A 21,778-nucleotide genomic window follows, 5' to 3' on the forward strand; every position below is an offset into this window, starting at 1 on the left:
TAGTCGCGCAGCAGCACCGGCCCGGCGGCCTCCTGCAGGCGCCGCCAGTGGGCGCGGGCGTCCTTGTAACCGTAGTAGCTTTCCTTGAAGGCGGCCTGGGCCTCGGTGACGTAGGCGAAGTGCTGGAAGACGACGCCGGCCTCCTCCATCTCGTCCTGGGTGAAGGGGTCGATCCGGGCGAGGTCCCGGCCCGCGGCGTCGACCAGCACCGGCGGCTCGTGGGCGGCCCAGCTCATGCCCGGCTCGAAGCGCCAGGTGCGCAGCCATTCCTGCTGCGGGTTCTGGGCGTAGTTGTGGCGGGTGGCGATGATCCGCTCCGGCCCGACGAAGTAGTCGCACCAGTAGTAGGCGGCGGTGCGCTTGGGGTTGGCCTGGAAGAGGGCGTGGACGGTGCGGATCTGCTCCGCCGTCCACAGCTCGTCGGCGTCGATCTGCCAGAGAAGGCCGGGGGTGGCGATGTGGGGCAGCGGCGCGTTGACCATCGCGCGCTTGCCGTCCCAGAACTCGCCCGGCGGCTTGCGGTGGATGGTCACGCGGTCGGGGAAGCGCGCCGCCAGATCGTCCAGGTAGGCCGAGGTGCCGTCGTTGCTGCGCCCCTGGTCGTGCACGCTGTCCAGAACCTTGCCGCCCGACGCCACGCTCCAGGCGGTGTCGTGCTTGAGCGCCGCCACGCCTTCCACGACGTGCCAGTGCCAGTCGAAGGGAAGCTCCGCCAACACCCGCTCGTGATAGCGGATGAACGGCTCCCCATTCAGGACGATCGTGAAGAAATGGATCGGAAGCGCCTCGTCCCTCCGTTCCGAGACGGTGACCGGCGTGGCGTCGGGACGGGAAGAGCGGGCGGGGCTGGTCATGAAGGGCTCCAAAAGCGCGGCTTCGTCCGGTGGATGAGGGAGGCCGGTCCCGAAGAGCCGAAAAAGCGGCGGCACTCTATAAGCGGTCGCGATGGAGAAACAAGCGCAAATGGAACGCCGCGACACACCGTACGGCGCTCCGATAGAGCGGCTGCTTAGGTGCAATGCAAGTCCGTTTCACTTGCGGGTGGAAGGTGGCTTGCGCTAAAGAGCGTAGCCGTCGTGACCCCATTCGCGTATCCGGTGGGAAGGTCCGGCACCACACCATGGAGAGGTCCGCTTGCATCCGCGTTACCGCCAGACGTGCCGCGTGTGCGGCTCGACCAAGCTCAAGCCCGTGATCGACCTTGGCGACCAGTATCTCCAGGGCTCCTTCGTGAAGCCCGGTGTGCTGATGCCGCCGACGCGCAAGCTGCCGACGCAACTGGTGCGTTGCGACGTGACCCAGGACGAGCACGCCTGCGGCCTGCTCCAGCTCGCCCACAGCTTCCCGCCGGAAATCCTGTACGCCAACTACTGGTACCGCTCGGGCACCAACGCCACGATGCGTAACCACCTGCACGGGATCGTCGACAGCGTGATGGAGCTGATCGGCAGGCCGGCGCCGACGGTTCTGGACATCGGCTGCAACGACGGCACGCTGCTGTTCCATTACCCCGAGGGGACGACCCGCTACGGCGTCGATCCGTCCGACATCGCCAACGAGATCGCCGACCGGGCCACCGTGGTCAACACGGTGTTCCCCTCCGAGCAGGCGCTCGCGGTGCTGCCCAAGGGCGGGCTGGACGTGGTCACCTCGATCGCCATGTTCTACGACCTGGAGGACCCGGTCGGCTTCGCCTCGGCGATTGCCGGGCTGCTCAAGCCGGAAGGCGTCTGGGTCTTCGAGATGTCGTACCTGCCGCTGATGCTGGTGCAGAACTCGTTCGACACGGTGTGCCACGAACATCTGGAGTATTACAGCCTGTCGGTGCTGGAGACCATCGCGGCCAAGGCGGGGCTGCGCATCTTCAAGGCCGAGCTGAACGACATCAACGGCGGCAGCATCCGCTGCTACGCCACCCACGCCGCCAACCTGTCCTACGGCAAGCCCGAGGACAAGGCCTTCCTCCACCGGCTCCGCATCCAGGAGTTCGAGATGGAGCTGGACACCGACAAGCCCTACCGCGACTTCCAGCAGCGCATCGAGACGCTGCGCGAGGAGCTCAACCGCATCCTCTTCGACGTCCAGGCGCGGCGCGGCAAGGTGCACATCTACGGCGCCTCGACCAAGGGCAACGTGCTGCTGCAGTGGTACGGCATCAACCGCCTGCTGGTCGATTGCGCGGCCGAGCGCAACCCCGGCAAGGTGGGGGCGCGCACGCTGGGCACCGACATCCCGATCGTCTCGGAAGAGGAGTCGCGGGCGCAGAAGCCGGACTACTATCTGGTGCTGCCCTGGCACTTCAAGCGCGAGTTCCTGGAGCGCGAGCGCGAGGCCATCATGAACGGCACCAAGATGCTGTTCCCGCTACCCACGGTGGAGGTGGTGGACCGCCACAACTACGAGGCCGCACTCGCCTCAGCGGCGACCAGCACGGAGATGCTGACCGCCCTGCTGCTGGACGGAAAGGCCGCCGGCTGATGCCGACTGCGCTGGTCCTCGGGGTCAACGGCCAGGATGGAAGCTTCCTGGCCGAAGCTCTGCTGCGCCGCGGATACCATGTGATCGGGGCAGCGCGCGACACGACCTGCCGCCACGTCGCACCGGCATCCGGCCTGACCTACGAGCGGCTGGATCTCCAGGATCTGGCCGCCCTCGGCCAGTTGCTGGAAGAATGCTCTCCGGATCTTGTATTCCACGCCGCTGCAGTGCACGGCCCGGCCGGCTTCGCCTACGAGCCGGTGTGGGCAGCGATGGCGGCGGTGAATACGGTGTCGCTGCACGCCGTGCTGGAGCACGCGCGCACCAGAAGCCCTACGATGCGGGTGATCTACGCCAACTCCGCCAAGATCTTCCCCGGTCCGCTGGCCGGCCGCATCGACGAGACGACGCCGTACCGGGCAACCTGCCTGTACAGCATCGGCAAGATCGCCAGCTTGGAACTGGTCCGGCATTACCGGACGCGGCATGGGATCGCCGCGGGAAACCTGATCCTCTTCAACCATGAGTCCCGGCGGCGCCCAGCAAACTATTTCCTGCCGCGCATCGCCGAGGCTCTGGACCGCGCGCTCGCCGACCCGGCTTTCCGTCTGGAGGTCGAAACACTGGACTTCCACGGTGACTGGAGCTGCGCGGCGGAGCTGATGGACATCGCCGTGGACATTGCAGAAAAGGCTCCGGGCGAGGATTTCGTGATGGCCAGCGGCACCACCTGGACCGGCCGGGCGGCGGTGGAGACGGTCTTCGCGCGCCACGGGCTCGACTGGAGCCGCCATATCGCTGTACGCCAAGCCCCTCGCGACCCTGGACCCGCCTTCTCCGTCGCCCTCGACCTGTTGGAAGCGAAGACTGGCCGGCGGCCTAAGAAACACATCAGCGACATCGTCGAGTTGCTTCGCCCCGCTTCCCCGCGCTGAAGGCACAGCCGCGCCCATCCGTCCGCCGACGACAGGAGCTTCCAGTGACACGCGTTTTGCTCGGCCAGCTCGGCGCCAACGGCGATTGCCTGTACACGACCATTCTTGCCCGCCAGATCCGCAACGACTTCCCGGACGCCCACATCACCTGGGCGATCTCGTCCCAATGCGCGCCGGTGCTGGTCAACAACCCCCACATCGACGCGGTCTGGGAAATTCCCGTCGGCGACTGGGGGCAACAGGAAACCATGTGGCGGGTCTTCGAACGCGAGGCGACCCGCCGCCTGCTGCGCCACGACTTCGACCGCGCGTACCTGTCGCAAATCTGGCCCAACAATTTTCAGAACTTCGACGGCACGATCCGGCCGAGCATCCTGCGCAGCTATGGACGGCCGATCACCGTGCCCATCGAGAACGTCATCGTCCTGACGGCGGACGAGGAGCAGCGCGTCGAGGACTTCGTCAGGCGGACCGGCCTGATGAACCACGAGCACCGCATCCTTTTCGAATGCTCGCCCAAGAGCGGGCAGTCCTTCGTCACCCCCGACCTCGCCCAGGAGATCGCGGAGCGTGTCTATGCGGAGCTGCCCTCGGCCAGCTTCGTTTTCTCCACGCATCTGCCGATGTCCATGCGGCATCCGCATTCCCACCATGGCGGAACCCTGTCGCTGCGCGAGAGCGCCGCGCTGACCCATTCCTGCACCCTGTTCGTCGGTGCCGGCAGCGGCGGTACCGTGGCGGCGACCTCCACCGCCGCCCGTCCGTTGCCGAACATCCAGCTCCTGTCGGAATCCCGGTCGGTCTTCGGCTGCTTCTCGCACGATTTCGATTATTGGGGCCTTCCCAACGGGCACATGCTGGACATGACCGAGGAGGACCCCGGCCACATCGCCCGTTGCATCGTCACCGCCTGCCGCGAAGGGATCGTGGCCGCGCGGGACGGCTTTGGGGAGACCATTCCCGTTCATTTCGGCTATTACGTCGAACTGATCGAGATGTGCCTGCTTCAGAAACACCGCTATCTCGACGCCGCGCAGTCCCTGCTGACCACGGTGGAGCGGTACGGCTGGCATCCCCGCTTGGCCGGCTTCGCCCGGGACCGTCTCCAGCCGTTGCTGGCGAGCGATCCCGGCTGGACCTTCCCCCACCGCCGCCGCATCGCCGAGGAACTCGGCGACCGGCTCTTCTCGGCGCAACTTTCCACGGCGATTGGCCAGGACTCATGATACGGGCGCTCTACCAGTACCGCCGCTACATCGTCAGCAACAGTCTGAACGATCTGAAGAACCGCTATGCGGGGACCAAGCTCGGATTCCTGTGGAACGTGATCCATCCGTTCACGATGGTCGCCGTGATGAGCTTGGTTTTCTCCGGCATCATGCCGGTGCGGGTGCGGGGGGACCATTCCACCGAATTCAGCTTGGCGCTGTACCTGACGTCCGGCCTGATCCCCTGGCTCTTCTTCACGGAAAGCGTTGGGCGCGGCAGCACGGCCCTGCTGGAGAGCGCCCATTTCCTGAAGAAGCTGCCGATCCCCGAGGAGGTGTTCGTCGCCAAGGCCGCCTTCACCTCGCTGCTGTCCTTCCTGATCCTGCTGCTGATCCTCTTCACCTTCTCGACCGTGATGGGGCATATGCCGGCCCTGGTCTGGGGCGGGCTGATCCCGGTCACGATCCTGCTGCTGGGCATGGTGTTCGGACTCGGGCTGTTTTTCGCCTGCATGAACCTGTTCTTCCGGGATCTGGGGCAGATCGTTCCAGTTGTGCTTCAGGTGATGATGTGGCTGGCCCCCATCCTCTACACCGAGGAAGCGGCGCCGCGGCTGCTGCGCATGATCTCGGTGGTCAACCCCTTCGCCCCGTTCCTGTCCAGCTTCCGCTCAATCCTGCTCTACTACACCATGCCCGATCCGTCCCAGTGGGCGCTCATGGGGGCCCTGGCCGCGGGGGCGATCGCGTTCGGCCTGGTCACGCTGCGCCGTGTCCGCAACGATCTGAGGGATGTGCTGTGACGTCGTCATCGGTCATCGAGGTCGCCGGCCTCGGCAAGAACTTCCGGATCTACAACAGCGCCGGCGCGCGGATCGCAAGCTGGCTGCGCGGCGACCGGCCCGGCGGGCATCAGGACAACTGGGTTCTGCGCGGCATCGACTTCAGCATCGGCAAGGGCGAGTGCGTCGGCATCATCGGCCGGAACGGGTCTGGCAAGAGCACGCTGCTGAAGCTCATCACCGGGACGCTGCACCCCACGGAGGGGTCGATCCGGGTGAACGGGCGGGTTTTGGCCCTGCTGGAGCTCGGGACCGGCTTCAACGTCGAGCTGACCGGCCGTCAGAACGTCGATCTGAGCGCCGAGCTGCATGGCTTCGATCCCGGCTACGCCAAGCGGCGGATGGAGGACATCGAGCGGTTCGCCGACATCGGCGCCTTCTTCGACCGCCCGGTGAAGACCTATTCCTCCGGCATGTTCGTCCGGCTCGCCTTCTCTATCTTCCTGTTCATGGAACCGGACATCCTGATCGTCGACGAGGCGCTGAGCGTCGGCGACCTGTTCTTCCAGCAGAAGTGTTTCGAGGCGATCCAGCAGATCAAGGCGCGGGGCACGACGCTGCTGTTCGTGTCGCACGACATGTCGGCGGTGCGGAACATCTGCGACCGCGCGGTCCTCCTCGACGGCGGACGGTCGACCTTCGTCGGCGCGCCGGACGAAGCGGTCATGCATTACTATCAGGCGAACGCCACCCCGTTGCCCGCCGGCCCGTCGGAAGCGGCTGCCGAGGCGCCGGCTGAGGCGGCTCAGGCGGCGCCTCCGGGCGAAATGATCGACACGATCCACCGCCAGTCGATCCTGGACCGCAAGACCCGCCTCGGATCGGGCGGGCTGGAGATCACCGGCGCCCGCTGCTGCACCGATGCGGGTGTGGATGCCCTGGAAGTCCGCTCGGCCCAGCCGCTGAATTTCTGGCTGGCGCTCAAAGCGCACGAGCGCATCGTGGAGCCGAACGTCGGGATCGAGGTCTACGACCGCTTCAACCAGCTCGTCTTCGGCGTCAGCCTGCGCAATCTCGGCCACGTCCTGGAACCGATGAAGCCCGGCGCGTCCCTGGTGGTCCATTTCCGGCTTCGTTTCTCGGTCATGCCCGGGGAATATTCGATCTCCCTGGCGACGGCGGAGCAGCACGGAACCGACGACCAGAATGCCGGCCGCTTCCTCGACCGGCACGACAAGCTGGGGCCGATCCTGGTGTTCTGGGATCAGCCGATGATGAAGTTCTATGGGTTGGCCGATCTGCACACCGATTTCGAAGTGTTCGAACCGGCGGTCGCGGCCACCCCCGCCGAAGCCATCGACGTGGAGTGAGTCCCCCATGAATCCGGTGCCGCCCCTGGGTGCAAACGATCGACCGGGCCGCCCGGACGCCCAGCCCCCGCATGTTTTCGATTTGCAGGGGTGGGGCGGCCCGCTTCCGTTCCGTCTGGTGCTGAACGACACCACGGCGATCGACGCGCTGCAGCGGATCTGCGACGAGGAAATCGTCCTGATCGACGAGGACATCGAGCGGGACGCGATCCCCTTCCCGTCCCGCATCCCCCGGACACGGCCCCGCTTCACGCTCTCGGTCCTGCGGCATGCCGATCCGTCGGCGGTCCTGCGGAGGCCCGCCCCGTCCCGCCGCCCCGCGCCGCCCCGCGCCGCCTGGCCCTGGTGGCGCCGGCTGCCGATCCTGCGCGGCCTTCTGGAGGGTGCTCCGCCGTCCGCCGGGGACGCCGGCCATTTCGCCGGACTGATCCACAAGGCCGCCGGCGGCAAACCGGTGCGCATCGTCGGACAAGGGCCGGTGGCCGAGGCGCTGCAGGCGGCTCTGGAGACGCTCGGCGCCGAGTCCGTCCGGCTCGACCCCGGCTACGGCACCGACGCCGCCTGGATCGAGCCGGGCTTCCTGCGGCGCCCCCAGGCCGGCTCCTTCCTCGAATGGTTCCGCATGGCGGTTCCGGACGGGCTGCGGGCGACCGGCCTGATCGTCCTTCTGGACCTGGACGCGGTGCCGGAAACGCTGGCCGTGATGCGCGGTCTCGGCGGCGCCGTTCCCGGCATCGTCCTGCCGCTCGCGGCGGCGGCGGAGCATCCGGACATGGAGCCCTTCGGCGCCGGCTTCGGCATGATCCCTCCCGCGGCCTCCCGGCACGCGCCCTTCCCCATCAAGGCGACGGAATGGCCCCGGATCTCCCTGGTCACGGTCAGCTACAACCAGGCGGATTTCCTCGAAGCCTGCCTCGATTCCGTGCTGAGCCAGGGCTACCCGAACCTCGACTACGTCGTGATCGACGGCGGTTCGACCGATGGTTCGACCGACATCCTGGAGCGCTACCGCCGGCACCTGTCGACCCTGGTCATCGAGCCGGACGAGGGGCAGTCGGATGCGCTCAACAAGGGGTTCGCCCGGACCACGGGCGACGTCCTGAACTGGCTGTGCAGCGACGACCTCGTGGAGCCGGGGTCCTTCGTCCGGATCGCCGAGACCTTCGTCGAACATGCCCCGGATCTAGTGGTCGGGGGGTGTGCGCGCATCGGGGAGACCCGCGATGCGGAGCTGTACCGGCACCACTGCGCGCTGCCGTTCGGCGGCCCGACCCCTTTGAGCGGCCTCGACCTGATGAAGTTCACGCGGTCCTGGCACCGCGGGCATTATTTCTACCAGCCGGAAGTCTTCTTCTCGCGGCGGATCTGGGAACTGTCGGGCGGGCTGCTGAAGCAGCACCTGTTCTACGCTATGGACTATGAGATGTGGCTGCGCATGGGGCTGGCGGGCGCCACCGCCTACCATATTCCCGACATGCTGGCCTGCAGCCGCGTCCATGCGTCACAGAAGACCCAGTCCAATAAACTGTATATGCACCAGCTCAAGCAGATCATGGAAGAGTACCGGGATATGGCGGTGCAGGTGCAGCACGCCCTCGAGCACCGGACGGCCGGACAGCCGGCCTGATTCATCACAAGACGAAGAGAGACGACCGTGCAGAAAGTCATGCGCATCAAATCCGAACTGACGGCCATGATCCGGGAGTTCTGGGGTCTGTCCAATCGGACGCGGCGCATGGACGACGCGGTGCAGCGCATCGAGGAGACCGGACGGCGCGCCGAGGAGGCCGGACGGCGCGCCGAGGAAAGCGCGCAGCGCGCCGAAGCGAACGGACAGCGGCTCGAAACGTTGGTCGCCGCCCTGGCCGAGCGGATCGGGCCCGAATTCGATGCGATGGTGCCCGCCGTGACCGCCGCCCTGGAGCCCCGGCTGGCCGGCATCGCTGCCCAGACCGCCCAGGCCGCCGGCTACGGCGTCATGATCCATCATCACCTGCTGAACACGATGGAGAACGCGCTTCTCCTGAACGGCCGGCTGGCCAGCCGCGCGCTGCCCCGGTTCCAGCGGATACGCAACCTCGCCGATGTCGAGTTCAAGGTCTTCTCGCAGTGGGGCGAGGATGGAATCATCGACTGGCTGGCGGCCCATGTGCCGGTTCCCAACACCCGCTTCGTCGAGTTCGGCGTCGAGAACTTCCACGAGGCCAACTGCCGCTTTCTCCTGATGAACCGCAACTGGCGCGGCCTCGTGATGGACGGAAGCGAGGAGCACATGCGCACCGTGCAGGCCGAACGGCTTTACTGGATGCACGATCTGAAGGCAGTGCCTGCCTTCATCACGGCGGAGAACATCGACACGCTGCTGGAGGGCAACGGTTTCGGCGGACCGCTCGGCATCCTGTCCATCGACATCGACGGCAACGACTATTGGGTCTGGAAGAACGTGACGGCCGTCGATCCGGCGATCATCATCTGCGAGTACAACCCCATCCTGGGCGACACGCGGCCGGTCGTCGTGCCGTACGATCCCACCTTCACCCGCTTCGCCGCGCACCACAGCGGCCTCTACTTCGGTGCCTCGATCGCCGCGCTCCGCCATCTGGCGGAACAGCGCGGGTACGAGTTCCTCGGCACCAACTCCAACGGCATCAACGCCTTCTTCGTCCGCCGCGATCTGGCCGGATCGGTGCTTCCCTACCTTGAGGAAATCAAGGCGTTCCCGTCGCGCCACCGCGACAGCCGGGATGCGGAAGGCAATCTGAGCCACGCGGCCGGGGTGGACCGGCTTGCCCTGATCGGCGACATGCCGGTGATCGACGTCTCCACCGGAGAGACGCTCGCCCTGAAGGAGATCGACACCCCGTACTCCAACGCTTGGCTGGCTGAGATGGCATGACGGGCCGGCGGCGTGTAGTTGACGCTGTCCCGCGGCGACATCATAACGTTGCGCCTTTCGAACGGCGCAAGCGGGAGCGGCTCCTTCTGGAGGAGCGGCCGGCTCTGCAAGCCCATTTCCCACATCAAGGCCCAATTCCTATGAGCGTCACCACCAGCCTGATCTCGAAGATGCCGGTCGTCGGACCGAAGCTTCAACGGCTCATCGGCGACATCACCGCCATCCGGAACGAACTGACCGCGCTGCAGAACCGTACGGACGGGCTGGCAGGCGAGATCGGGTCGCTCAAGGAGACGGTCGCGGCGCAGACGGCCGGTCAGGCGGCGCTGGAGGTTGGGCAGGCCGCGCTGGAGGTTGGGCAGGCCGCGCTCCGGGACGCTCTGCAAGCGGACATCGGCCGCCTGGAGGGTCGCCTGGAAGACCGGATGGGGATGCTGGTCCACCGGCTGGACGCGGACGTGGAGCGGATGTCCGCCGGCTATGACGCCAACACGGCCCGCCTGTCCCAGCAGGATGCCGAGCTTGCCGAATTCCGCTCGGCGGTCCAGTGGCTGCATGCGACGCTGGCATCCTTCAGCCCGGCCAACGCCCCGGCATCCCAGCCGGCCGGGACGGAGGGAGTGATGGCTGATGCCGACTCCCTGTTCCACGAACTGGCCCGTCAATGGAACGGGGTGGCCGGGCCGGCCGGTTCCGGCCCTCTGCACACGCTCTATCTGCGGCTTGCGCGGGAGCACAGCCTCGCCGTCCGCGAACGGGCCGCCCTCCAGAGCCGCGTGGACACGCTTTCCAGGACCCTGGATCATGTCCGCCAGGATGTCGGCGACCGCGTCGTGGAGTCCGCCGAGACCAGCACCCGCCTGAACGTCCTGTTCCCCGGGACCGTGGTGGATTCTGTCGGCGGCCTGCCGGTCACGGTCGTGGACGTAGGGGCGCAGATGCTGACGTCGGAAGACCATGTCTACGCGCCGCTCCTCGCCGCCGGGAACTGCCGCGTCATCGGCTTCGAGCCTCTGGAGGACGCCGCCGACAAACGCGCCGCCGCCGAGCCCGGCGTGACGATGCTCAACCATTTCATCGGCAAGGGCGGGCCGGCGTCGTTCCAGATCAACCACTTCGACCCGACCTCGTCCCTGCTCGAACCGAACCTGGACTATCTGCGCCAGTTCTATGCGCTCGCCGACATGTGCCGGCCGGTCAAGCGGCTGCAGGTCGAGACGACCCGGCTGGACGACATTCCCGAGGTGGACGGCTGCGACTATCTGAAGATCGACGTCCAGGGCGGTGAATTGGACGTACTGCGCGGGGCGGAGCGCCTGCTCGACGGCGTTCTGTTCGTTCACACGGAAGTGGAGTTCGAACCGGTTTATCAGGACCAGCCCCTGTTCGCCGACATTGATCGGTTCCTACGCGAGCGCGGGTTCGAGCTGCTGGATCTCACCAAACTCGGCCACTCGGGCTATGCGGCGCTTCCGCAGCAGCAGAGCCGGACCAAGCTGATGTGGGCGGATGCCATTTATGTAAAGTCGACCGACCGGCTGTCGGCGCTCGGTGCTCCGGCGCTGCTCAAGGCGGCCTACATCGCCCATGCCAATTACAAAATGTACGACTTCGCCGCCCACCTGATCGGGCGTTTCGACCAGGACACGGGCTCCGGGCTTCTGAACGTCTATCTGGCGGCCGTCAACGGCTGATCCCGCGCTACAGAGCGCAGCAGTTCGACCAGACGCGGCACGGTGCCCATCAGGGAGTAGTGCCGCTCCACCTTAGAGCGGCCCGCCGCCCCGAACCGTCGGCGCAGATGGGGGTCGGCGGCGAGCCGGCGCAACGCGCCGGCCCATTCCTCCGGGGTCTCGGCCAGGAAGCCGTTGACGCCGTGTTCCACGATGTCGCGGTTGACGCCGACCGGAGATGCGACCACCGGCTTGCCGCAGGCCATGTACTGGATTAGCTTGTAGCCGCACTTGCCGCGTTCCCACGGGGTGTCGGCAAGCGGCATGATGCCGATGTCGAAGGCGGCGATGTGCCGGGTTTCCGTGTCCTCCCGCCAGGGTTGGCGGATGGCGGGCAAACTGCCCAGCGCGCCGGGGGTGGCGCCCACCAGGCAAAGCCGGGCCTCATTTCCCATCACCATCCGCCGCAGCGGTTCCTCGACCAGATCGAGATAATGGTCCGTGATCGGCGAACCGATCCAGCCCACCACCGGAAGATCCTCGCGCGGCCCCGGCGCGGCGGGATAACGGGAGAGATCCACCACGGTGGGAAGGATCGCGACCGAGCGGGCGCCCGCCGACTCGGCCCTTCCGGCGAGATAGTCGTTCCCCACCGTCACCAGCGCCGCGTGCCGCATCAGCGCGTCAAGCTTCTGCCCGAGCAACCGGCGCACCAGGGACCAGCGGCTGCGGTCGTAATGGTGGAACCAAGCATCGTCGAAATCGACGATGTAAGGGGGTGCCGACTTCAGAAACCAGCGTTCTGCTCCGTAAGGGAACCAGGGAAGCAGTTCCTTCTCGATCCACAGCAGGTCGAACGTTTCCGCCTTGGTCATCTGGCGGATGCGCGCCGCGTAGGCGAGGGCGATGCTGCGCAACGGGCGCGACCGCCCGGCGTAGAGGGCTTCTAGATAGGAGTCGGGCAGCAACGGGGCAACGGCAACCGAAATCCCTGCCTCGGCGAGAGCCGGCAGGAATTGGTAATGCCGGAGACGGCTACTGGGGCCCCGAGGGCTGTAGCGGGAAAGCAGCAGGATACGCATGGCCGCGGGCGATGTTTCTTCGGACAATGGCACGGCGGCTGCGGTGCTGCAAACAGGGAACGGTGGATGGTCCCGCAGGGCGGAACACCGTTCCTGGAACGCTCGAAGCGTAGCGCGAAACCGGTCTGCCGTCATTTTCGCCAAATAGGGTGAACAAATCCACCCACCTGTGCCGGGAGCGGCATGGATTTGGGAGATTCTTCAGCTCTCGATGAGCGGCGGCGCAAGCCAGGCATCCATTACCGAAGTGAAATATTATCGGTAGAGCGCATCGCCCATCCGGATTGCTTTCCCATAGGTGGTTATTCCATCGGCAGTTTCCATTCCGCACTTGCAAAAATGGGTTACCAATGATATCGAGCGCAAGGCATGCCATAAGGCGCAAAGTTTTAGACACTTTGGCGGGGGTCCAAAAATATGACGACGTCGAGCACGATCACCGGTGGTATCTCCAATAACGTTTCGACCGCGTCCACGCTAGCGGGTGCGGTTCTCCAGAACACCAGCCTCGTCGCAACGAACAAGGACACGAAGTCGCTCGTGATCGGCGACGACGCTCTGCCGCCGACGAAGACGCTGAGCCTGATCAGCGACAGCAACACGGCGCTGGTGCTGAACACCAACACCGCCGCCACCCTGCTGGGCGGCACGGGCAACAACAACGTTCTCGTCGCGAACGACGCCGCCGGTACCGTTCTGCAGGCCGGCACCGGCACCGGCCAGACCCTGGTCGGCGGCTCGGGCGGCCAGCTGCTGGGCACCAGCACCGTGGCGGGCGCTTCGGCCACCATCCTCGGCGGCACGGGCGCCGACACCGTCGTGGCCGCGGCCGGCAACAACGTGCTGACCGCCGGTGCGGGCAACAACACCATCCTCGCGGTGGGCGGCAACAACCAGATCTTCGCGGCCGGTAACGACACCGTCTTCGCGGCGGGCGGCAACGCCACCATCGGCGCCGGCACGGGCAACGCCTACCTGGCGGTCACCGGCGGCAACAACCTGATCGCCGGCGGTCAGGGCAACACCACCATCGCTTCGGCGGCGGGCAACAACACGATCTTCGGCGGCTCGGGCAACACCACCATCGCCGGCGGTGCGGGCAACGACCTGCTGATCGGCAACACCTCGAAGGCGGGCAACGCCGTCATCGGCGGCTTCAACGGCAACGACACGATCATCGGCGGCGTCGGCAACGACACGCTGTTCGGTGGCAACGGCAACGACATCTTCGTGTTCAGCACCGTCTTCGGCGGCGGCAAGCACGTCATCGGCGACTTCAAGGCCGGCACCGACCTCATCGCGGTCCAGGGCTACGGCCTCACCGCGGCCCAGGTCGCGTCGCGCGTCACGGTCACCGGCGGCAACTCCGTCCTGTCGCTGTCGGACGGCACGCAGATCACGGTCGCCGGCGTCACCAACCTGACCGCCAGCAACTTCGCCGTCTAATAAGCACCTCTGCGTTGTTTCGTGGACCTGCCGAGCGATCGGCAGGTCCATTTTTATGCGCTTCATGTCCCTTCTCTTTTTCGGCATGGAAGGCCGAGCCGCAGAGCATGGCGCAAGCGGATGCAAAGGGCCTTCTGTCATGAATCCGTCGGGCCGCCCGATCCCCCACATGCGGCGCCAGGACCTGCGACTCCGGGACCTGCAGCGCCTGGAAGAGCGGCTGGCCGATGGAGCGATCGCCGAGGCGGAAGCTGTGGCGCGCTCCCTGCTGCGCCACAGCCGCAGCCATTCCCAGGGCGCCGCCGGGCTCGCCCGCTGCGCCCTGGCGCGGGGAGACCTCGATGGCGCGCTGCGCTGGGCCGAGCGCAGCGCGCGGTTCGCCCCGAACGACATCGCTCTCAAAGCCTTCCTCGCCGCCCTGCTGATCGCGGCGAATAGGCCTGCCGACGTGGTCCCGCTGCTGGCCGGGGTGGCCGAGCAGGCCGCCGTCCCCACCGCGGCGATCGCCCTGGGGCAGGCCCTGGCCCGGCTGGGGGCGATGGACCGCCTCCTCCCTCTGATCGTGCGCCAGCTTCACCGCTTCCCGGTGAGCGCCGCTCCTCTGCTTGGCGATCTCGCCGACCACGCCGTCCTGACCGGGAACGCCGTCGGCTGGGCCGCTGCCGACGCCGGCCTGCGGATCGCCGGAGCCCTGCCCGCCAATTCGCCGGGCGCTCCGGATGCGGGCGGCACCGTCCGGATCGAGTCTTCCCGGCTGGGCCTGCTGCTCGCCATGGACTGTCCCTCGTTCCTGCGGCGGTACGGCCAGCGGGACAGCGGCCTGATCCGCTTCGCCCTGCCCGTCGGCCCGGAACTGGAGGGGGAGCCGCTCTCCGTCACCCTGGACGGCGAGCCCTTGCTCGGCTCTCCCCTGCACCCCCGGCGCCACGCGGCGGTCGAAGGAAGTGTCGTGCTCGGCGAAGGAGAAGCGTCGGAATTGTCCGGCTGGGCCTGGTGCCCCGGCGATCCGCCGCAGTCCGTGACGGTCCGGGTGGAGGACGAAACCGGGCATTCCGTGACCGTGGCCGCGGACCGCCCGATGGAAGGCGCCCAGGCCGAGGGGGTGGAGAGCGGGCGCTACGGCTTCCTCATCGACCCGCCGGCCGCCGGCCTGTCCCCCGGTCTTCTCCAGGTCACCGCCGGGCCGGGCGCCCAGCCGCTGGCCGGCAGCCCCCTGCCCTGGCCGGGTCCCGGCGGAACCGGACGGCTTCCCACCCCGGTCGCCTCCCCTCCCTCCCGCCCGGCCCGCTTGCGGCCTCCGCCGCCCGTCGTCGACGTCGTGATCCCGGTCTACCGCGGACGGGAGGAGACGCTGGCCTGCCTACGCTCGGTCTTTGCGGCGGAGGACCGGATCCCGCGCGAGATCGTCGTCATCGACGACGCCAGCCCGGACGCCGATCTCGTCGGCGACCTGACGGCGCTCGCCGCCGAAGGGCGGATCACGCTGCTCCGCAACCCGCGGAATCTCGGCTTTCCGGCCACGGTCAACCGCGGGCTGGCCCTGCACCCCGACCGCGACGCCGTGCTGCTGAACGCCGACACGCTGGTCGCCGGCCCCTGGCTGGAGCGGCTGCGCGCCGCGGCCTGGTCGGCGCCGGACGTCGGCACGGTCACCCCGCTGTCCAACGACGCCACGATCCTCAGCTACCCCTCGGGCACGGAGCGTCCGTCCCCGCCGTCCTTGCCGGAAACGGCGGCGCTCGACCGGCTGGCCCGGTCGGTGAACGCCGGGTTGCGGGTGGACCTGCCGACGGCGGTCGGCTTCTGCGCCTACATCCGGCGCGATTGCCTGGAGGAGACCGGCCCCTTCGAGGAACGGCTGTTCGGGCGCGGCTATGGCGAGGAGAACGACTTCTGCCTGCGCGCGCGCCGGCTGGGCTGGCGCCATCTCGGGGCCGCCGACGTCTTCGTGGCGCATGTCGGCGGGCGCTCCTTCGGACGGCAGAAGGCGATTCTCGCCGCGCGCAACAGCCGCCTGCTGGAGCGGCTGCACCCCGGATACGACGCGCTGGTCCAGGACTTCATCGCCGCCGACCCCCTGATGGTGGCGCGCCGCCGCCTCGACCTCGCCCGCTGGGGGGAGGAGGCGGACACCGCGCGCAAGCCCGCCGTCCTGCTGGTGACGCTCGCCGGACGCGGCGGGGTCGCCCGCTTCATCGAGGAGCGCGCCGCGGCGCTGCGCGCGGAGGGCTGGCGCGTCCTCCTCCTCGTCCCCGAAACCGCCGGGGACGAGGAGGAGGACGAAGACGAGGACGAGGACGAGGACGAGAATGAGGCTGAGAGCGGGGATGACGCGCAAGACGGCGCCCCGCCCGAGCACCGCTGCCGGATCGAGGTGATGGACCGGCCCGATCTGCGCGATCTGGTGTTCCGCACCCGCGCGGAGTTCGACGAACTGGCCGAGGCCCTGCGGCTGGCCGGAACGGCGGCGGTGGAGATCCATCATCTGCTGGGCCACGACGCCGCGGTGCTCGATCTGGCCGGGCGCCTCGGCGTGCCCTACGACCTCACCATCCACGATTACGGCCTGATCTGCCCGCGCCTCAGCTTCGTGGACAAGGACGGACGCTATTGCGGGGAGCCGGATCTGGCCGCCTGCGAACGCTGCACCGCCGACCCGGACGACCGCGCCGACCCGGAGCTGACGGTGGGCGCCCTGCGCCGGCGCACGCGCGCCCTGGCCGCCGGAGCACGGCGGGTGACGGCGCCGACCCGCGACGTGGCGGCGCGCCTGCTGCGCCACATCGCCCCACGCCCCATCGAGGTCCGGCCCTGGGAGGACGTTGCCCCGCCCCCCGCCGCCCTCGCCCGCACCCCGCGCGGTCCGGACGGGCGGTGGCGCGTCTGCACGATCGGCGCGGTCGGCATCCAGAAGGGTTACGAGGTCCTGCTGGCCTGCGCCCGCGACGCCGCCGCACGCGGTCTTCCTCTGGAGTTCGTGGTCGTCGGCTTCAGCGAGGAGGACCCGCCCCTGTTCGAGACGGGGCACGGCTTCGTCACCGGCCGCTTCACGGAGGAGGAGGCGGTCGCCCTGGTGCGGGCGCAACAGGCCGACATCGCCTTCCTGCCGTCAATCTCGCCGGAGACCTGGTGCTACGCCCTGTCCACCGCCTGGAAGGCCGGGCTGGAGGTGGTGGCCTTCGATCTGGGGGCGCTGTCCGAACGCATCCGGCAGCAGGGCGGCGGCCATCTGCTGCCACCATCGCTGGAGCCTGCGACAATCAACGACACGCTCCTGGGCATTCTTGACGCTCATACGCCGCATGGCGTAGCAATCGGGCGGTCTTTCTCCTTTCGGCCGAATTACAGGCCAAGCGTTCCGGCGGCGGAATCGGATGGTCCGGACGCCCGCCGTTCAATTTCTCAGTCCCACGGGGGGTCGTCGATGATCGGCAGCGTTGCGTCCGCAGAAGCCCAACAACCCATTCAGATCAAGGCAACGGCCCAGACCTTGGCCCTGGTACCCGGCTTCTATTCCCTGATCGTCACGAATGGCGGTGGGGCGACGGCGGCGGGCGAGTTCCCCCTGCCCAGCGTTCAGCTCGCGCCGTCCCCCGGCATCCCTGCCGGCACCAGCGTCGAGATGATCGGCAGCGTGCCGGGCAACTGGCTGAGCAAGCCGGGCGACACCATCGTCATCAAGGTGTCGGGCGGCCCGGCGACGGTGGTCCTGTCTTCCTACAAGCACGTCGACCGCCCGAACGCGCTCCTGTCGCTCCAGTTCGCCCGCATCGACGACACGCCGGGGACCCAGCAGGCCGCCGCCCCGGTGCCGGTTTCCGCGCCGGTTCAGGGCGCGCCCATTCAAAGCGCCCCCATCCAGAGCGCTCCGGTTCAGGCCCCGCCCGCCGTCCGCCCCCGTGCCGAGATCCTGGCCCACATCCAGCGCCAGGGCGACCTCCGCTTCCCCGACTCCAACTGGGCCGGCGCCGTCGGGCAGCGGCTGTGGATCGAAGCCTTCTCGATCACCCCGGTCGAGGGCATCGCGCCGGAGGACCTGGAGTACAAGGGCCTGACCGCCAACGGCTGGGAAACCCCCTGGATCAGCGGCGGCGGCATGTGCGGCAGCCGCGGCCTGGGCACGCCGCTGATCGGCTTCTCGATCCGTCTGCGCGGCGCCGCGGCCGAGCGCTTCGACTGCGTCTATGAGGGCGCCTTCGTCAGCGGCTACCGGTCGCCCGCCGGGCAGAACGGCAGCCCCTGCCGCTCCGACGCGATCGGCGACGCCCTGGAAGGCGTCCTGCTGCGCTTCGTCGAGAAGCAGCGTTCCTACTGAGTCCGGAGCGGCCCCAGACCTATGCCCATCAAGACCGTCCTCAACGTCGGATGCGGTCAGCGCGCCATCTCGATCCTCGGCAGTTCCCTGCCGGCGGAGGGATGGCGGGAGCTGCGCCTCGACATCGATCCGAAGGTCGATCCGGACATCGTCGCCTCGATGACGGACATGACCCCGGTGCCCGACGGGTCGGTGGACGCGGTCTGGTCGTCGCACAATCTGGAGCATCTCGACCCCCACGAGGTGCCGGTGGCCCTGCGGGAGTTCCTGCGCGTGCTGAAGCCGGGCGGCACGCTCCTGCTGACCGTGCCCGATCTGCAGGCGGTGGCCAAGCTGGTGGCCGAGGACCGGCTGGACGAGCCGCTCTATGAATGCCGGCAGGGCCCGATCCGGCCGCTGGACGTCGTCTACGGCTACGGTCCGGCCCTTGCGGCGGGAAACCGCTTCATGGCCCACCGCAGCGGCTACACCCCGAACCTGCTGGGGCGGCTGTTGCAGGAGGCGGGGTTCGAGCCGGTGGCGATCTGGCGGCGGGCCCAGGCGTACGAACTGCAGGTCAAGGCCTTCCGTCCGCCCGCACCGGCCGAGGCGCTGGAAGAGCTTGGCGTCTTCCTGCACTCCCCCGCGGGCTGATGTCCCCGGGCAATGCTCATCCAGGCCCGCGGCGGATGGCGGGCCTTCTTTGCGGAATCGGCGGCACGCGATGAACTATCTCTTCGTCCATCAGAACTTCCCGGGCCAGTACCAGCACATCGTGCAGCATCTGGCGTCCCAGCCGGGCAACCGGGTGGTCTTCATCTCGCACGACAGTCCGGCCCAGATCCCCGGCGTGGAGCGCGTGGTCTACCAGCCCTTCCGGACGGCAAAGCCGACGACCCACCACTACATCCAGGAGCTGGAGCTGGCGGTCGTCTACGGGCAGAGCGTCTACGAGGTCTGCCGCCGCCTGAAGGCCGAAGGCTTCCGCCCCAACATCATGATCGGGCACAACGGCTGGGGCGAGACGCTGTACATGAAGGACGTCTGGCCCGACGTTCCGCTGCTCGCCTATTTCGAGTTCTTCTATCATCTGCGGGGGGCCGACATCGGTTTCGATCCCACGGTCCCGGTCACCGAGAACGACGGGCCGCGGGTGCGCACCAAGAACGTCATCAACACGCTGGGCTTCGAGGCCGCCGACTGGGGCCAGACGCCGACCGGCTGGCAGTGGTCGCTCTACCCCGACTACATGCGCCCCCGCATCAGCGTGATCCACGAGGGCGTGGACACCACCATTGTCACCCCGGCGCCCGACGCCTGGCTGCGCCTGCCGTCGGGCCTGACGCTGACCCGCAAGGACGAGGTCATCACCTACGTCGCCCGCAACCTGGAACCCTACCGCGGCTTCCACGTCTTCATGCGCGCCCTGCCGGGCATCCTGAAGCGGCGGCCCAACGCCCATGTGCTGATCGTCGGCGGCGACGAGGTCAGCTATGGGCAGGCGGCCTCCGACGGGCGGAGCTACCGCGACATCCTGCTGGCCGAGGTCGGGCAGGGCATCGACCGGGAACGGGTGCATTTCCTGGGCAAGGTTCCCTACCCCACCTTCCTGTCGGTGCTGCGCGTCTCCTCGGCCCACGTCTACCTGACCTATCCCTTCGTGCTGTCCTGGTCCTTCCTGGAGGCCATGGCGGCGGGCTGCCTGCTGATCGGCTCCTCGACCATCCCGGTGGAAGAGGTGCTGCGCGACCGGCAGAACGGGCTGCTGGTGGACTTCTTCGACGGGGCGGCCCTGACCGACCGCATCGACGAGGTGTTCGAGCATCCCGACCGGATGCAGTCCCTGCGCGACCGGGCGCGGCGGACGGTGGTCGAGAACTACGACCTCCGCACCGTCACCCTGCCCCGCCACCTCGCCCTGATCGACGACCTGATCGCCGGACGGAACCCCGCAGAGAGGACCCCGAAATGAGCGCGTGGAGCGACGGCTACAACGCCGACATCGCCTACACCCACGGTGCCTACCGCGAGTTGTCGCCCGGTTACCTGTCCTACGTCTGCCTGCTGAACGGCATCCGCCCGCCGCGCACCGACCGACCCTTCCGCTATTGCGAGCTGGGCTGCGGCCAGGGGATGACCCTGAACATCCTGGCGGCGACCCATCCTCACGGGCGCTTCACCGGCATCGATTTCAACCCGCTGCACGTCGCCGGAGCGCGCCGGTTGGCCGAAGAGGCGGGGCTGTCCAACGTCGCCTTCCACGAGCGCAGCTTCCAGGAGGTGGCCGCCGGAGCGCTGCCGGCGGAAGAGGACGGTGAGGGTTTCGACGTCATCGTCCTGCACGGCGTCTACAGCTGGGTCAGCCCGGAGAATCGCCGGGCGGTGGTGGACATCCTGGAGAAGACGCTGAAGCCCGGCGGGCTGGTCTTCGTCAGCTACAACGCCATGCCCGGCTGGGCGCCGCTGATCCCCTTGCAGAAGCTGATGCTGGCGCACGCGGCGGCCAATCCGGCCCGCAGCGACCGGCAGCTCGACGCGGCGCTCGGCTTCATCGGCCGGCTGAGCGAGGGCGGTGCGGGCTATTTCGCCGCCAACCCCACCGCCGGACAGCATCTCGAGACGATCGCGAAGCAGGATCGCCACTATCTGACGCACGAGTATCTGAACACCCATTGGGAGCCGCTGGGCCACGCCCAGGTGGCGCAGGACATGGCGAGGGCGAAGCTGGGCTATGCCTGCTCCGCCAACATCCCACACAACATCGACGAGCTGTCGGTGCGCCCGGAACTGCGGCCCCTCCTGGCGGAGATCGCCGACCCGACGCTGGCCGAGACGGTGCGCGACTTCGCCATGAACCAGGTGTTCCGCCGCGACATCTTCATCCGCGGCCTGGACCGGCTGCCCGCCGCGGAGGCTGCCGCGGAACTCCGGCGGCTTCGTTTCACGCTGACGGTCCCGCGCGAGAGCGCCGGGCTGGCGGTTCCAGTTCCGCTGGGCGAACTGCGCCATGACCCGGGGCTCGGCCTGCCGATCCTCGACGCGCTCGCCACGGGCACGCCGAGCCTCGGCGAGATCGCGGCGCTGCCGGAGATGGCGCGGCACGATTTCGGCACGATCTCCCGCTTCGTGGCGCTTCTGATCTCCGCCAACCAAGTCCATCCCCTGGTGGACCCTGCGGAGGAAGGCCGTCAGGCGGCCGGCCGGCTGAACCGTGCGATCAGCCGGCGCATGCTGGTCGACGAAAGCCTGTTCTTCCTGGCCGCGCCCACGATCGGGCTGGGCATCGGGGCGGACTCTCTGGAACGCCTCGTCCTGGCCGGCCTGCTGGCCGGGCAGCCGGTGGATATCCAGCCGCTCAGCGGTTTCGTGACGGACGCGCTGCAGACGCTCGGGCGCACGGTCTTCGCCGAGGACGGCTCCGCCATCTCCGATCCCAACGCCATGGCCCCCCGGATCGCCGCGAGGCTGGCCGAATTCCTGCCGCAGAAGCTGCCGGTGTGGCAGCGGCTCGGCATCCTGTAACGGGCCCATCCGTAACGGAAGGCGGGCGTTCGAAGAGGGCTGTGGCGCCGACCGGCGCCCCCGTCGTATGTTCGCCCGCTTCCCGCATTCGT

General features: G+C 68.1%; 15 protein-coding genes. 13 read left to right on the plus strand and 2 right to left on the minus strand.

The genetic code is table 11. The features are described 5' to 3' along the window. Positions 1-854, minus strand: an 854-nt coding sequence (locus JJL56_RS28510; protein ID WP_200487173.1) for a hypothetical protein, incomplete at its 3' end; no start/stop codon positions are given. Between the two features lie 280 nt (positions 855-1,134). Between JJL56_RS28510 and JJL56_RS28515 the strand changes: the two genes are divergently transcribed. From JJL56_RS28515 to JJL56_RS28550, 8 genes are all read left to right on the plus strand, one after another. Beyond that, the gene (locus JJL56_RS28515; protein ID WP_200487174.1) at positions 1,135-2,478 is read left to right on the plus strand and encodes a class I SAM-dependent methyltransferase; all 1,344 of its coding nucleotides are present in this window, start codon (positions 1,135-1,137) and stop codon (positions 2,476-2,478) included. Continuing rightward, the gene (locus tag JJL56_RS28520; protein WP_200487175.1) at positions 2,478-3,413 is read left to right on the plus strand and encodes a GDP-mannose 4,6-dehydratase; all 936 of its coding nucleotides are present in this window, start codon (positions 2,478-2,480) and stop codon (positions 3,411-3,413) included. The genes JJL56_RS28515 and JJL56_RS28520 overlap by 1 nt, the downstream gene beginning before the upstream one ends. A 44-nt stretch (positions 3,414-3,457) precedes the next feature. Beyond that, the gene (locus tag JJL56_RS28525; protein ID WP_200487176.1) at positions 3,458-4,639 is read left to right on the plus strand and encodes a glycosyltransferase family 9 protein; all 1,182 of its coding nucleotides are present in this window, start codon (positions 3,458-3,460) and stop codon (positions 4,637-4,639) included. Then, on the plus strand, positions 4,636-5,424 hold the full coding sequence (locus JJL56_RS28530) for an ABC transporter permease (RefSeq protein ID WP_200487177.1): 789 nt from the start codon (positions 4,636-4,638) through the stop codon (positions 5,422-5,424). Before JJL56_RS28525 ends, JJL56_RS28530 begins: the two co-directional genes overlap by 4 nt. After that, complete coding sequence (locus tag JJL56_RS28535) at positions 5,421-6,773, plus strand: ATP-binding cassette domain-containing protein (protein WP_200487178.1); 1,353 nt, start codon at positions 5,421-5,423, stop codon at positions 6,771-6,773. Before JJL56_RS28530 ends, JJL56_RS28535 begins: the two co-directional genes overlap by 4 nt. 7 nt (positions 6,774-6,780) lie before the next feature. Then, positions 6,781-8,400 (plus strand): glycosyltransferase family 2 protein, encoded by a 1,620-nt coding sequence (locus JJL56_RS28540; protein WP_200487179.1) that lies wholly within the window; start codon positions 6,781-6,783, stop codon positions 8,398-8,400. A 39-nt stretch (positions 8,401-8,439) separates the two neighbouring features. Then, entirely contained in the window at positions 8,440-9,669 is a 1,230-nt protein-coding gene (locus JJL56_RS28545) for a hypothetical protein (protein ID WP_200487180.1), read from the plus strand. 140 nt (positions 9,670-9,809) lie between these two features. Further along, a complete protein-coding gene (locus JJL56_RS28550) occupies positions 9,810-11,363 on the plus strand; it encodes an FkbM family methyltransferase (RefSeq protein ID WP_200487181.1) in 1,554 nt (517 codons plus the stop codon). Here JJL56_RS28550 and JJL56_RS28555 read toward each other — a convergent pair. Continuing rightward, complete coding sequence (locus JJL56_RS28555; protein WP_247891308.1) at positions 11,339-12,310, minus strand: glycosyltransferase family 4 protein; 972 nt, start codon at positions 12,308-12,310, stop codon at positions 11,339-11,341. The two genes, JJL56_RS28550 and JJL56_RS28555, sit on opposite strands and share 25 nt — an antisense overlap. 531 nt (positions 12,311-12,841) lie before the next feature. Between JJL56_RS28555 and JJL56_RS28560 the strand changes: the two genes are divergently transcribed. The 5 genes from JJL56_RS28560 to JJL56_RS28580 all read left to right on the plus strand — a co-directional run bounded on the left by JJL56_RS28560 (position 12,842) and on the right by JJL56_RS28580 (position 21,686). After that, positions 12,842-13,870 carry a calcium-binding protein gene (locus JJL56_RS28560; RefSeq protein WP_200487183.1) on the plus strand — a complete coding sequence of 343 codons (1,029 nt, stop codon included), beginning with the start codon at positions 12,842-12,844 and terminating at the stop codon, positions 13,868-13,870. Between the two features lie 169 nt (positions 13,871-14,039). Then, complete coding sequence (locus JJL56_RS28565) at positions 14,040-18,185, plus strand: glycosyltransferase (RefSeq protein ID WP_200487184.1); 4,146 nt, start codon at positions 14,040-14,042, stop codon at positions 18,183-18,185. Positions 18,186-18,206: 21 nt separating this feature from the next. Next, complete coding sequence (locus tag JJL56_RS28570; protein WP_200487186.1) at positions 18,207-18,818, plus strand: class I SAM-dependent methyltransferase; 612 nt, start codon at positions 18,207-18,209, stop codon at positions 18,816-18,818. Positions 18,819-18,888: 70 nt separating this feature from the next. Next, positions 18,889-20,136 (plus strand): glycosyltransferase family 4 protein, encoded by a 1,248-nt coding sequence (locus JJL56_RS28575; RefSeq protein WP_200487187.1) that lies wholly within the window; start codon positions 18,889-18,891, stop codon positions 20,134-20,136. Next, a complete protein-coding gene (locus JJL56_RS28580; protein ID WP_200487189.1) occupies positions 20,133-21,686 on the plus strand; it encodes a class I SAM-dependent methyltransferase in 1,554 nt (517 codons plus the stop codon). The genes JJL56_RS28575 and JJL56_RS28580 overlap by 4 nt, the downstream gene beginning before the upstream one ends. Positions 21,687-21,778: the final 92 nt, after the last annotated feature.

It is taken from the genome of Azospirillum aestuarii (genome assembly GCF_016632405.1).
Taxonomy (GTDB): Bacteria; Pseudomonadota; Alphaproteobacteria; order Azospirillales; family Azospirillaceae; genus Azospirillum; species Azospirillum aestuarii.

What these genes read in the sequence shown, in the direction of transcription:
- JJL56_RS28530 (WP_200487177.1), top strand. Translation starts at nt 4,636, where the DNA reads ATGATACGGGCGCTCTACCAGTACCGCCGCTACATCGTCAGCAACAGT.
- JJL56_RS28520 (WP_200487175.1), top strand. Translation starts at nt 2,478, where the DNA reads ATGCCGACTGCGCTGGTCCTCGGGGTCAACGGCCAGGATGGAAGCTTC.
- JJL56_RS28580 (WP_200487189.1), top strand. Translation starts at nt 20,133, where the DNA reads ATGAGCGCGTGGAGCGACGGCTACAACGCCGACATCGCCTACACCCAC.
- JJL56_RS28540 (WP_200487179.1), top strand. Translation starts at nt 6,781, where the DNA reads ATGAATCCGGTGCCGCCCCTGGGTGCAAACGATCGACCGGGCCGCCCG.
- JJL56_RS28575 (WP_200487187.1), top strand. Translation starts at nt 18,889, where the DNA reads ATGAACTATCTCTTCGTCCATCAGAACTTCCCGGGCCAGTACCAGCAC.
- JJL56_RS28560 (WP_200487183.1), top strand. Translation starts at nt 12,842, where the DNA reads ATGACGACGTCGAGCACGATCACCGGTGGTATCTCCAATAACGTTTCG.
- JJL56_RS28570 (WP_200487186.1), top strand. Translation starts at nt 18,207, where the DNA reads ATGCCCATCAAGACCGTCCTCAACGTCGGATGCGGTCAGCGCGCCATC.
- JJL56_RS28550 (WP_200487181.1), top strand. Translation starts at nt 9,810, where the DNA reads ATGAGCGTCACCACCAGCCTGATCTCGAAGATGCCGGTCGTCGGACCG.
- JJL56_RS28545 (WP_200487180.1), top strand. Translation starts at nt 8,440, where the DNA reads ATGCGCATCAAATCCGAACTGACGGCCATGATCCGGGAGTTCTGGGGT.
- JJL56_RS28565 (WP_200487184.1), top strand. Translation starts at nt 14,040, where the DNA reads ATGCGGCGCCAGGACCTGCGACTCCGGGACCTGCAGCGCCTGGAAGAG.